General features: G+C 59.7%; 12 protein-coding genes. 4 read left to right on the top strand and 8 right to left on the bottom strand.

Annotated features, from left to right (window positions below; genetic code table 11):
* Positions 1–233 precede the first annotated feature (233 nt).
* Together fabA and fabB are read left to right on the top strand one after the other, a co-directional pair.
* A complete protein-coding gene (gene fabA / locus J3Q04_RS07500) occupies positions 234–749 on the top strand; it encodes a 3-hydroxyacyl-[acyl-carrier-protein] dehydratase FabA (RefSeq protein ID WP_030138344.1) in 516 nt (171 codons plus the stop codon).
* Positions 750–760: 11 nt separating this feature from the next.
* Positions 761–1,981, top strand: a complete 1,221-nt coding sequence (fabB, locus tag J3Q04_RS07495; RefSeq protein WP_420766921.1) for a beta-ketoacyl-ACP synthase I — start codon at positions 761–763, stop codon at positions 1,979–1,981.
* Between the two features lie 192 nt (positions 1,982–2,173).
* Here fabB and J3Q04_RS07490 read toward each other — a convergent pair whose 3' ends face one another.
* Positions 2,174–2,638, bottom strand: coding sequence for a DUF3859 domain-containing protein (locus J3Q04_RS07490; RefSeq protein ID WP_434607158.1), 465 nt, complete (start codon positions 2,636–2,638; stop codon positions 2,174–2,176).
* 146 nt (positions 2,639–2,784) lie between these two features.
* Positions 2,785–3,801, bottom strand: coding sequence for an amidohydrolase family protein (locus tag J3Q04_RS07485; RefSeq protein ID WP_420766923.1), 1,017 nt, complete (start codon positions 3,799–3,801; stop codon positions 2,785–2,787).
* A 120-nt stretch (positions 3,802–3,921) separates the two neighbouring features.
* Between J3Q04_RS07485 and J3Q04_RS07480 the strand changes: the two genes are divergently transcribed.
* Positions 3,922–4,782, top strand: coding sequence for a pirin family protein (locus tag J3Q04_RS07480; RefSeq protein WP_434607160.1), 861 nt, complete (start codon positions 3,922–3,924; stop codon positions 4,780–4,782).
* Positions 4,783–4,935: 153 nt separating this feature from the next.
* On the opposite strand, the gene J3Q04_RS07475 is transcribed toward J3Q04_RS07480, so the two are convergent.
* The 4 genes from J3Q04_RS07475 to J3Q04_RS07460 all read right to left on the bottom strand — a co-directional run bounded on the left by J3Q04_RS07475 (position 4,936) and on the right by J3Q04_RS07460 (position 8,659).
* Complete coding sequence (locus tag J3Q04_RS07475; protein ID WP_434607162.1) at positions 4,936–5,664, bottom strand: dienelactone hydrolase family protein; 729 nt, start codon at positions 5,662–5,664, stop codon at positions 4,936–4,938.
* A 68-nt stretch (positions 5,665–5,732) separates the two neighbouring features.
* Complete coding sequence (gene htpG, locus J3Q04_RS07470; protein WP_434607164.1) at positions 5,733–7,637, bottom strand: molecular chaperone HtpG; 1,905 nt, start codon at positions 7,635–7,637, stop codon at positions 5,733–5,735.
* Positions 7,638–7,724: 87 nt separating this feature from the next.
* Positions 7,725–8,186, bottom strand: coding sequence for a PaaI family thioesterase (locus tag J3Q04_RS07465; protein ID WP_434607166.1), 462 nt, complete (start codon positions 8,184–8,186; stop codon positions 7,725–7,727).
* On the bottom strand, positions 8,183–8,659 hold the full coding sequence (locus tag J3Q04_RS07460) for a PaaI family thioesterase (protein ID WP_434560070.1): 477 nt from the start codon (positions 8,657–8,659) through the stop codon (positions 8,183–8,185). The genes J3Q04_RS07465 and J3Q04_RS07460 overlap by 4 nt, the downstream gene beginning before the upstream one ends.
* Positions 8,660–8,806: 147 nt before the next feature.
* On the opposite strand from J3Q04_RS07460, the gene J3Q04_RS07455 reads away from it, so the two are divergent.
* Complete coding sequence (locus J3Q04_RS07455) at positions 8,807–9,058, top strand: hypothetical protein (RefSeq protein WP_420766929.1); 252 nt, start codon at positions 8,807–8,809, stop codon at positions 9,056–9,058.
* A gap of 73 nt (positions 9,059–9,131) precedes the next feature.
* Here J3Q04_RS07455 and J3Q04_RS07450 read toward each other — a convergent pair whose 3' ends face one another.
* Together J3Q04_RS07450 and brnQ are read right to left on the bottom strand one after the other, a co-directional pair.
* On the bottom strand, positions 9,132–9,869 hold the full coding sequence (locus tag J3Q04_RS07450; protein WP_420766930.1) for a DUF599 domain-containing protein: 738 nt from the start codon (positions 9,867–9,869) through the stop codon (positions 9,132–9,134).
* A 136-nt stretch (positions 9,870–10,005) separates the two neighbouring features.
* Entirely contained in the window at positions 10,006–11,319 is a 1,314-nt protein-coding gene (brnQ, locus tag J3Q04_RS07445) for a branched-chain amino acid transport system II carrier protein (protein WP_434607169.1), read from the bottom strand.
* Between the last annotated feature and the right edge of the window lie 18 nt (positions 11,320–11,337).

Here is an 11,337-nt window from a genome sequence, read left to right as displayed (position 1 = left end):
ATCTGCGACTGGCGTGAAAGGCGAAAGTGCGGCAGTCTTAAGCACCCGGCCACGCCTCGATCGGGGAAGGAATAACTATTTCAGTGCACAGGTGTACATTGATTTTCCCGTGTGCTGTGACTTTCACTACAACGCAATAGTCTATGAGTAGGCTGCCGACTCGAGGCATGAACGCTTCGATCGGTCGGGAAGATTTGCCCCACCCTGCCGCATGGGACTATTGAGGAGCTCGCATGACCAAACAAAACGCCTTTACTCGGGAAGATCTGCTGCGCTGCAGTCGCGGTGAGCTGTTCGGCCCAGGTAACGCGCAACTGCCCGCCCCGAACATGCTGATGGTGGATCGCATCACCCATATCAGCGATGAGGGTGGCAAGTACGGCAAAGGTGAATTGGTCGCCGAGCTGGATATCACTCCGGACCTGTGGTTCTTCGCCTGCCATTTCGAAGGCGATCCGGTGATGCCCGGCTGCCTGGGCCTGGATGCCATGTGGCAACTGGTCGGCTTCTTCCTCGGCTGGCAAGGCCTGCCGGGTCGCGGCCGCGCCCTGGGTTCGGGCGAAGTGAAGTTCTTCGGTCAGGTACTGCCGACTGCGAAGAAGATCACCTATAACATCCATATCAAACGCGTCCTCAAGGGCAAGCTGAACATGGCCATCGCCGATGGTTCGGTGGCTGTCGACGGTCGCGAGATCTACACCGCCGAAGGCCTCCGGGTTGGCGTTTTCACTTCCACTGACAACTTCTAAGGGTTATCCGCATGCGCCGCGTCGTTATCACTGGTCTGGGCATCGTTTCGTGCCTGGGCAATGACAAAGAGACCGTCTCCGCTAACCTGCGTGCAAGTCGCCCTGGCATCCGGTTCAATCCGGAATATGCCGAAATGGGTCTGCGTAGCCAGGTTTCCGGCTCCATTGACCTGAACCTCGAAGAGCTGATCGATCGCAAGATCTACCGTTTCGTCGGCCACGCAGCGGCTTATGCCTACCTGGCCATGAAAGACGCCATCGCTGACTCCGGCCTGACCGAAGAGCAGGTCTCCAACGTACGGACCGGCCTCGTAGCAGGTTCCGGCGGCGCCTCCACCTTGAACCAGATGGAAGCGCTGGACATCCTGCGCGAAAAAGGCGTCAAGCGTGTCGGCCCGTACCGCGTCACGCGGACCATGAGCAGCACCGTTTCGGCCTGCCTGGCCACGCCGTTCAAGATCAAGGGCCTGAACTACTCCATCGCTTCCGCCTGCGCCACCAGTGCCCATTGCATCGGTACCGCCATGGAACAGATCCAGATGGGCAAGCAGGACATCGTGTTCGCCGGTGGCGGTGAAGAAGAACATTGGAGCCAGTCGTTCCTGTTCGACGCCATGGGCGCCCTGTCCAGCAAGCGCAACGACGCGCCGGAAAAAGCCTCCCGTGCCTACGACGCCGACCGTGACGGTTTCGTCATCGCCGGCGGTGGTGGCATGGTCGTGGTCGAGGAGCTGGAACACGCCCTCGCCCGTGGCGCGAAGATCTACGCGGAAATCGTCGGCTACGGCGCCACCTCCGACGGCTATGACATGGTCGCACCGAGCGGTGAAGGTGCCGTGCGCTGCATGCAGATGGCCATGTCCACCGTCGATGCACCGATCGACTACCTGAACACCCACGGCACCTCGACCCCGGTCGGCGACGTCGCGGAAATGAAGGGTGTGCGCGAAGTGTTCGGCGACAAGGCCCCGGCCATCAGCTCCACCAAGAGCCTGTCGGGTCACTCCCTGGGCGCCGCCGGCGTTCACGAAGCGATCTACTGCATGCTGATGATGGAAGGCAACTTCATGGCCGGTTCCGCCAACATCGACGAACTGGATCCGGAAGTGGCCGACCTGCCTATCCTGACCCAAACTCGCGAGAACGCCACCATCAACACCGTGATGAGCAACAGCTTCGGCTTCGGTGGCACCAACGCTACCCTGGTGATGAAGCGCTGGCAGGGCAAGTAATTCCCGCTGGTACGCCACACACAAAAACGCCCCGACTGGTTCGGGGCGTTTTTTTGTCTGACGGATATGCCTGAATTCCTTGTGGGAGCGAGCCTGCTCGCGAAAGCGGAGTATCAAGCAACAACGCTCTGACTGTCATACCGCCTTCGCGAGCAGGCTCGCTCCCACACTTTGATCTGTGCAAATGAAGTTTCAGCGCACGACAAACCGTTGCTGCGTCAACAGCCGATCCCCCTGGAACACCATGAACCGCCACTCCCCCGGCACCACTTCGTGGCTTTCGGTAAATTCATAGGCCATGACGTCCTGGGGCGCGCCGGCCACCAGTTTCTGGATGACTTCGAATTTGTCGTGGCGTACGCCATCGGGTGTGCGGATACCGGGGGTGAAGTACAACAGGGTCAACGGCTGGTCGTCAGCGACCTTGCCCGCCAACTGATAGCGCATGCCGAACTTCGTACCCAGCTTGGCCGGAACACTTTCGGTCTGGCGGATCTGCTCATTGCTGCGACGCAAGACCCGCTCGCCCGATTGCAACTCGGCCTTCGGCCCTTCGAATACCCCATATTCCACCGGGCCTTCGACACGAACTTCCGCCTGGGCCAGGCCGCAGGTCAACAACAGCGCGAGCAGTGCGCTTGAACGGGTGAGGTGCATGGTGCGCTCCTTGATTGAGATGAGCGCGAGGGTATGACGCGGGGGTGACAGGCTGATGACAAAGCGGTGTTCAACAGGCCAGCTAAAGCCCGGATACAGGGTTGACCTGTGGCGAGGGAGCTTGCTCCCTCGCGACAAGAGCGGGCTCAGCGGGCGACTGAGCGCGGCAACACCGCCAGAAAGTTATCCCGCGCCACCTTCCGCGCCACATCCTCAGGCAAGGCATCCAGGAACGGATCGAAGCTGTGCAACTCCTTACCCAATTTATTGAATCGTCCTACCACGTCCGATCCCACCATGAACCGCTCCGGGAAGCGCTCCACCAGTTTCAACCATTCATCCCGGGGCTTGCCCGCCTCATCCAGTAGATACGGCGTGAGCATGCTCCAGGACAGGTCGATGAAAAGATTGGGATAAGACTCCAGCATCCGCGTCAGGGTCGGCAGCAGAAAATCCAGCCGGGTCTGGTGCCGGTGAATCTCCATGCTCGTGCCGGCATGGGCCCAGATGAACCGTGTGTGTGGATGGTTGCGCAGCGGTTCTTCGATTTCTGCCAGGTACAGCGGATTTCTCTCACGCTTGGACGTGATGTTGGAATGCAGCATCACGGGCAGATCATTCTCCGCCGCCAGGTGATAGATGCGGGTCATGGCTTCGTTGTTGGCGCGCGGCGTGTCGCCGGAGGTCAGCGCCGTCAGGTCGTCATGACGGGTGAACACTTCGCCGATGCCTTGCCACAGCCCCGGATAGAGATCGAGCATGCGTTGGATATGCGCATCGGAGTTCTTGTCATTGGGGTTGAAGCCCGACAGGAATGGATGGAAATGCTGGCGTTGCTCAGCGGGGAGCTTGGACACCGCGGCAGCGACAATCACATCGGTGGCGCTGTACCAATAGGCGTCCGCATCGTCACCGGCGTAGTAACGCGGTCGCTTGGGTTCGTCTTCGTGCCATTTCTTCGCCACGGGCACGCCGGAAATCATCACATGCTCGATGCGATTGTCCGCCATGGCCTTGAGGAGCTTGGCCATGCCGGCGGTTTCCTGGAAGAAATCGACGTAATGCAGGTGCGCATCACTGTAGGCATATTCGCGAGCCGAGGCGGTGCTGCACGTAACGGCCAGCAGGCAGGCGAACATCAAACGGATCGAGGGCACGGGCATTCTCCATAGGCCATGAGCAGCATAGACCCCAGCCGTCCCGCCTGGGTTCAAGCCGGCGCTGCCGTCCGTTGCAACCTCGGGTTATGCTCTGCCCATCCGTCGTTCAACCTGGAAGACACCATGACCGCTCCCCTCATCGTTCGTCCCCGCGCAGAAGACGTGGAAGGCCAGCCGATTCTTCGGCCCTTGCCGTCCGCTAAATGCCGCAGCGTCGGGCCTTTCGTGTTTTTCGACCATATGCTGCAAACGTCCTACCCGGCCGGTCGAGGCATGAACATTCGCCAACATCCACACATCGGTCTGTCCACCCTCACCTACTTGTTCGAGGGCCAGATCCAGCATAAGGACAGCCTGGGTTCCGATCAGGTGGTAAACGCCGGGGATGTCAGTTGGATGACCGCCGGCAGCGCCATTGCCCATGTCGAGAGGACACCAAAAGCGTTGTTGGAGAGCGGCTTCGTGCTGCATGGGCTGCAAATCTGGCTGGCCTCGCCCAAGTCTCACGAGGAAGGTCCCGGGCACTACAGCCATCATCCGGCACAGAGCCTGCCGGTCAGTGAGAACCTGGGGGTGAACATCCGCATGATCGCCGGGTCAGGCTTTTGCCTGGAATCGCCGGTGCCAGTGCTGTCTCCTACGCTTTATGCCGAACTGAACCTGCAGACCGCAACGACGTTGCTGATTCCCACGGAACATGAAGAACGCGCACTGTACATCCTGGGCGGCGAGGCGCAGTTGGACGGTGAACCGCTTGAGCCCCATTCGCTGGCGATATTGCCTGCCGGGGAAGAAATGACGCTGTCTGCCGACACCGAGTGCCATGCCGTGCTGTTCGGCGGTGCGCCCTTGGATGGGCCACGGCGGATGAATTGGAATTTCGTCTCCAGCGACCCGGCCCGCATAGACGAAGCCCGCCGACGCTGGGCGGCCGGGGACTGGCCAACCGTACCAGGGGAAAGCGAGCGGATCGAGTTGCCCTGATTCAAGGGTTGCCTGTCAGGCAGACATCGCGAGTAAGCTCGCGCCCTCACTGAATCGGTGCGGTTCGCAAATGCCGAGAACAACTTGATCCAATGTGGGAGCGAGCTTGCTCGCGATGGCTTTGTACCAGACAAAAGAGATCCGGGCCCGACTTCAGCCCTTGAACACTTCATCCAGCAGGTTATGCATCGACCGGAACGCCCGTCCGGCGACCTTGGCGTCGTACATCATCTTGCCAGGCACATTGGCCTGCGGGTCGGTGAACGAGTGCACCGCACCACCGTAGCTCAGCAATTGCCAATCCACCCCAGCCGCGTTCATTTCATCTTCGAAGGCCGGCAGCTGTTCCTTTGGCACCAGCGGGTCGGAGGCGCCGTGCAGGACCAATACCGCGCCCTCGATGTTCTGCGCATCAACCGGGTTCGGCGTATCCAGGGTGCCGTGGAATGAGATCGTCGCTTTCAAGGGGGCGCCAGTGCGAGCCAACTCCAAGGCGCAGCATCCCCCAAAGCAAAAACCAAAAGCGGCCAGCTTCGCCGTGTCGACCTTCGCTTGGTCCTGGCTCTGCAGTTGCTCGAACGCTGCCTGCATGCGCTTGCGCAACAACGCCCGGTCGTTCTTGAGCGGCATCATCGCCGCTCCCGCCTCATCGGCATTGCTCGGGCGCACTGTTTGCCCGTAAAGGTCGGCAATCAGCACCACATATCCGTTTGCCGCCACAGACCTGGCGATTTCCTCGGCCCCCGCCCCAACACCCATCCAGTTCGGCGCCATCAGCAAACCCGGACGTGGGCCCTGTTGATTGACGTCGAAGGCCAGGCGCCCCTCATAACTTTGACCATCGACCTGATAGACCAGCGAACGAACCGTAACCTGACTCATGACGGACTCCTCTTTGACTGAACACCAGAAATGACAAAACCCGCCGAAGCGGGTTTTGTCTCACTTGATCAAGCTGACAGTTCAACCAACAGCTTGTTCAGGCGACGTACATACGCAGCCGGGTCTTTCAAGCTGTCGCCAGCCGCCAGGGCCGCCTGGTCGAAGAGAATGTGCGACAGGTCGCCGAAACGCTCTTCGTTCTGCTCGTTGTCGAGCTTCTCCACCAGCGGGTGGGCCGGGTTGAATTCAAAGATCGGCTTGGAGTCCGGGACTTTCTGTCCGCTGGCTTCGAGGATCTGGCGCATCTGCAAACCGAGGTCTTGCTCACCGATGGCCAGGATCGCCGGGGAATCGGTCAAGCGGTGGGAAACCCGCACTTCGCTGACGGCTTCGCCCAAGGCAGTCTTGATCCGCTCGACCAGGCCTTCCTTGCTCTTGGCGACTTCTTCGGCAGCTTTCTTGTCTTCTTCCGAATCCAGGTTGCCAAGGTCGAGATCGCCACGGGCCACGTCGACGAAGCTCTTGCCGTCGAACTCGTTGAGGTAGCTCATCAGCCACTCGTCGATGCGATCGGTCAGCAGCAGCACTTCGATGCCTTTCTTGCGGAAGACTTCCAGGTGCGGGCTGTTCTTGACCTGTGCATAAGTCTCGCCGGTCAGGTAGTAGATCTTGTCCTGTCCTTCCTTGGCGCGAGCCAGATAGTCGGCCAGGCCAACGATCTGTTCGCCATCCTCACCCTGGGTCGAGGCAAAGCGCAGCAGGCCAGCGATCTTCTCTTTATTGGCGAAGTCTTCGGCCGGACCTTCTTTCATGACCTGGCCGAAGTTTTTCCAGAAGTTCTTGTACTGCTCGGGCTCGTTCTTCGCCAGTTTCTCCAGCATGTCCAGCACGCGCTTGGTCAGCGCCGACTTCATGGAGTCGATGATCGGATCTCTCTGCAGGATTTCCCGCGAAACGTTCAGCGACAGGTCATTGGAATCCACCACACCCTTGATGAAGCGCAGGTAAAGCGGCAGGAACGATTCGGCCTGGTCCATTACGAACACGCGCTGCACGTAAAGCTTCAGGCCACGTGGCGCTTCGCGCTGGTACAGGTCGAACGGCGCGCGGGCCGGCACGTACAGCAGCGAGTTGTATTCCAGCTTGCCTTCGACCTTGTTATGGCTCCAGCTCAGCGGATTTTCGTAATCGTGGGCGATGTGCTTGTAGAACTCCTGGTATTCCTCGTCCTTTACTTCGGTGCGCGGACGGGTCCACAAGGCACTGGCGCGGTTGACGGTTTCCCATTCCACTTCGGGCTTTTCTTCGCCTTCGGCAGCGGTGGCTTCCTTCGGCAGCTCGATCGGCAGCGCGATGTGGTCGGAGTACTTCTTGATGATGTTGCGCAGGCGCCAGCCATCGGCGAACTCGTCTTCGCCAGACTTGAGGTGCAGGACGATGCGGGTGCCGCGATCGGCCTTGTCGATGGTCGCGACCTCAAACTCGCCCTCGCCCTTGGAGGACCAGTGCACGCCTTCGCTCGGGGCGAGGCCGGCACGGCGGCTGAACACTTCAACGTGATCGGCAACGATGAACGCGGAATAGAATCCGACGCCGAACTGACCGATCAGGTGGGAATCCTTCTTCTGGTCGCCAGACAGGTTTTTCATGAAATCGGCGGTGCCGGACTTGGCGATGGTGCCCAAGTGCGTGATCACCTCGTCGCGGCTCATGCCGATACCGTTGTCTTCGAGGGTGACGGTCTTGGCGTCCTTGTCGAAGCTCACACGGATTTTCAGCTCGGCGCCGCCCTCCAGCAGTTCTGGCTTGGACAGCGCTTCGAAACGTAATTTGTCGACAGCGTCGGAGGCGTTCGAAATCAGCTCGCGGAGGAAAATTTCCTTATTCGAATACAGCGAGTGAATCATCAGGTGCAGCAGTTGCTTCACCTCGGTCTGGAAGCCCAGGGTTTCCTTTTGAGTTTCCACGCTCATGGTCATCAAACTCCAAGTGGATGGTGGTGTCCGCCTCGCAGAGAATGGCGGCGGGATGTCCACAAGGTGGGGGCAACGTTGATGATTTCAAGGGCCGCTCGGCCTGGAGGGCCCCGGGATCTTGAAATGGGCACGGGCGGTGGCAATGGGTTCGGCTTCGGACTCTTGCCAGGCCGTGACCGCCACGTTGGCCACGCGCCGCCCTTGGCGCCAGACCTGGCACCGGGCAAAGGTGTCGCGGAACTGCCCGGCACGCAGGTAATCCAGGGAAAAATCGATGATCTTCGGCACACCAGTCGCACGGGTGGCAATCAGCAGATGAACGGCGGCCGACAGCTCCATGAATCCGGCGATGACCCCGCCGTGGATAGCGGGCAGTAAAGGGTTACCGATGTTGTCTTTATTGGCCGGCAGGCGAAACAGCAGATCATCACCCTGGCGGGTGCATTCGACGCCGATGAGCCGCGCATAGGGAATCGAAGCCAGCAGCATCGCGACGTCACCCTGCTCGCAAGCCTGGCGCAGTTGCACCTCGGTAAGATCGGTCATGGTGTCAGCGCGGCAGCCGTGGGGCCGCCTCCCTTGAGTCCTCGGGCGTTGTCGCCCAGGCGCATGAAAGTACCCACAACGTGGGCAATGGGCTGCTCGGGATCATCCTGATAGGCAAATCCCCGGCTGAAAATCACATCCGGCGTCACCCGATAGCATTGGGCGAAACCATAGATGGCCTTGTTGGGCCTGGCAGCGTGCATGTAGTCGATGCGCAGGTCCAATGTCGGGCAGACTTCGAATTGCGGCAGTACACATAAGGTCGACATGCCGCAGGCGGTGTCCATCAATGAAGTCAGCGCTCCGCCATGGACAATGCCCGTCAGGGGATTGCCGACAAGATGAGCGCTGTAGGGCAACTCCAGCGTCAACCCATCGCGACTGGCGCTGTGCAGTTTGATGCCCAGCACGTGGCAATGCCTGAGCGCCGATAAAAAGCGGGTCGCGCGCTCAAAAACGGGATCTTCAGCCATTGACCGATAACTCCTTCAGGGACTTTCAGGTGCACCCGGCAAAGTTCCATCGGTGTGCAAAGTTATATATCTAACGAGCGAGAGGAACTTAACCCTGAGGGCACGGTTCAAAAGGCCAGTAGTTATATCCATAAGGAGAAACACCCCATGCGTAAGACTTTAGCTATTGCCTTGATGTTGGCCGCCTCTCTCGGTCTCGCTGCCTGCGATAAAAAATCCGAGGACAAGGCTCAAGATGCCCAACAACACGCTGAACAAGCTCAGCAAGACATGAACAAAGCACAGGATAAAGTGAACGACGCGGCGAAAGAAAACGCCGAAGCCGCCAAAGATCAGGCTGAATCGAACAATGCCGCGCAACAGGAACAAGCCCCTGCCGACGCGCCTAAAACCAACTGATACGGTTTTAGCAGTAAAAGAAAACCCGCCTGGTGCGGGTTTTCTTTTGCCTGCGATTCAACCAGTCACGCCGTCAGGCAGTTTCCTTGCCGGTTTCGGGCGCTGGTGCCTCGGTGGGCGTATAGACCATGACGTCCAGCACGTCCGAATGGAACTCGCGCTGATACAACACAAAGACCACGCCGGCGCTCATCAACATGAACAACCACGGGCTGACGAACCAGGCCAACATGGTCATGCCGAAATAATAGGAACGCAAACCGAAGTTGAACTGGTTGGCCGCCATGGAAATAACCCGCGCCGCCCTCGAAGCAAAGGCCTTGCGCTCAAGCTCGGACACGTGCCGCTCACCGATCATCGGCGCCGACCCCACCAGGACGGCGGCGAAATTGTATTGGCGCATGCACCAGCTGAACGTGAAGAACGCATAGACGAACACCAACGCCAGACACAGCAGCTTCACTTCCGCCATGCCTTGGGAGGCCTGCTGCACCAGCGGCAGGTCAGCCAGCAACGAAACCGCTCGATCAGACGCTCCGAGCACCGTCAGGATACCCGCCAGGATAATCAATGTACTGGAGGCAAAAAACGACGCGTTGCGCTCCAGGTTGCCGATCACGCTGGCGTCGGCGATGCGGTTGTCGCGCAGCAACATGCGTCGCATCCAGTCTTCACGGTACAAATGCATAACGCTGGCCAGGCATGCCGTGTCGCGAGCCTTCCAAGAGGCATACCGGGTATAACCGGCCCAGCAGATGACGAACCATACCGCGGCCAGGAGATGGATCAGGTTGGCTTGGATGAATGACATGCAATTCCCTGTGGCAGAAACAAAATCGGTGGCAATAGTATCAGCGAAGCCTGTGGGAGACACCGCGGGCAAAAAAATGCCCCGTATCGACTGATACGGGGCATTTCGGTTTTATCGGTGAGCTGCAGCGAGACGCTTACGCCAAGGCTTCGCTGCGCTTGCCCAGCAACCGATCGCACACCACAGCGACCGCCAGGGTCATGAACGAAGGCACCAGCCACGCCAGGCCTTGCTCGCTCAACGGCAGATGGGCCAGTTGCGCCGGCATCCAATCCGCCAGCCCTGCCCCCTTGAGCGCATCGATCAAGCCGAACAGGAACGACACCAGCATGACCGGGCCGACAATCCGACCTTGCTCGTGCCAGAAATCCTTGCAGAAGCTCAGGGCCACCAGCGCGATACAAGGTGGGTAGATCGCAGTCAGGACCGGGATCGAGAAGGCAATCAGCTTGGTCAGGCCCAGGTTGGACACCAGCAGCGAAAATGCCGCGAGGATGATCACCAAGGTCTTGTAGGACAGCGGCAGTACACGGCTGAAGTACTCGGCGCAGGCGCAGGTCAGGCCGACGGCGGTCACCAGGCATGCCAGGGAAATCAACACCGCAAGGAAGCCGCTGCCCAAGCTGCCGAAGGTGTGCTGTACGTAGGCGTGCAACACAGCGGCGCCGTTGGTCGCGCCCGCCGCCACTTCGTGGCTACCGGAGCCCAGGCGGAACAGGCTGACATAAACCAGCGCCAGCCCCACACCGGCAATCAGCCCGGCGATGATGGCGTAACGGGTGATCAAGGCCGGCGACTCGACGCCCCGAGAACGGATGGCGTTGACGATAACAATCCCGAACACCAGAGCGCCAAGGGTATCCATGGTCAGGTAACCATTGATGAAGCCTTGGGAAAACGGAGCCGCCACGTACTCGGGTGTCGCCACGCCGATATCGCCTGCGGGCAGCGCAAACGCAGCGATGCCGAGCACGGCCAGGGCGATGATTTTCAGCGGCGCGAGAAAGCGCCCGACGGTATCGAGCAGGCGTCCTGGATAGAGCGAAATGAAGAACACCAGCAGGAAGTACACCGCGCTATAGAGAAACAGCGCCAACGGACTTTCGCCGGTCAGCGGCGCCAGGCCTACTTCAAACGATACGGTGGCGGTTCGGGGCGTGGCGAACAGCGGGCCGACCGCCAGGTAACAGACTGCCGCCAGCAAGCCACCGGCAATCTTGCCGATTGGGCTGCTCAACGCGTCCATCGCGCCACCGACTTTCGCCAGCGCAACGACGGTGATCACCGGCAACCCAACCGCAGTGATCAGGAAGCCCAACGCCGCCATCCAGACATGAGGCCCGGACTGCAAACCAACGATAGGCGGGAAGATGATATTGCCGGCCCCGACGAACAGGGCAAATGTCATGAAACCAAGCGCCAGGATGTCCTGACCTTTCAACACTTTCATTAAGGAAACCACACTACT

The organism is Pseudomonas sp. D4-21, assembly GCF_051132125.1.
Classification (GTDB): domain Bacteria; phylum Pseudomonadota; class Gammaproteobacteria; order Pseudomonadales; family Pseudomonadaceae; genus Aquipseudomonas.
The sequence above is the reverse complement of the archived record's forward strand: the minus strand, read 5'-3'. Positions and strand labels throughout refer to the sequence as shown.

Coding starts and splice junctions, on each gene's coding strand:
- J3Q04_RS07480 (WP_434607160.1), top strand. CDS start 3,922: ATGACCGCTCCCCTCATCGTTCGTCCCCGCGCAGAAGACGTGGAAGGC.
- fabB (WP_420766921.1), top strand. CDS start 761: ATGCGCCGCGTCGTTATCACTGGTCTGGGCATCGTTTCGTGCCTGGGC.
- J3Q04_RS07475 (WP_434607162.1), bottom strand. CDS start 5,664: ATGAGTCAGGTTACGGTTCGTTCGCTGGTCTATCAGGTCGATGGTCAA.
- htpG (WP_434607164.1), bottom strand. CDS start 7,637: ATGAGCGTGGAAACTCAAAAGGAAACCCTGGGCTTCCAGACCGAGGTG.
- J3Q04_RS07485 (WP_420766923.1), bottom strand. CDS start 3,801: ATGCCCGTGCCCTCGATCCGTTTGATGTTCGCCTGCCTGCTGGCCGTT.
- J3Q04_RS07465 (WP_434607166.1), bottom strand. CDS start 8,186: ATGACCGATCTTACCGAGGTGCAACTGCGCCAGGCTTGCGAGCAGGGT.
- J3Q04_RS07450 (WP_420766930.1), bottom strand. CDS start 9,869: ATGTCATTCATCCAAGCCAACCTGATCCATCTCCTGGCCGCGGTATGG.
- brnQ (WP_434607169.1), bottom strand. CDS start 11,319: ATGAAAGTGTTGAAAGGTCAGGACATCCTGGCGCTTGGTTTCATGACA.
- J3Q04_RS07460 (WP_434560070.1), bottom strand. CDS start 8,659: ATGGCTGAAGATCCCGTTTTTGAGCGCGCGACCCGCTTTTTATCGGCG.
- fabA (WP_030138344.1), top strand. CDS start 234: ATGACCAAACAAAACGCCTTTACTCGGGAAGATCTGCTGCGCTGCAGT.
- J3Q04_RS07455 (WP_420766929.1), top strand. CDS start 8,807: ATGCGTAAGACTTTAGCTATTGCCTTGATGTTGGCCGCCTCTCTCGGT.
- J3Q04_RS07490 (WP_434607158.1), bottom strand. CDS start 2,638: ATGCACCTCACCCGTTCAAGCGCACTGCTCGCGCTGTTGTTGACCTGC.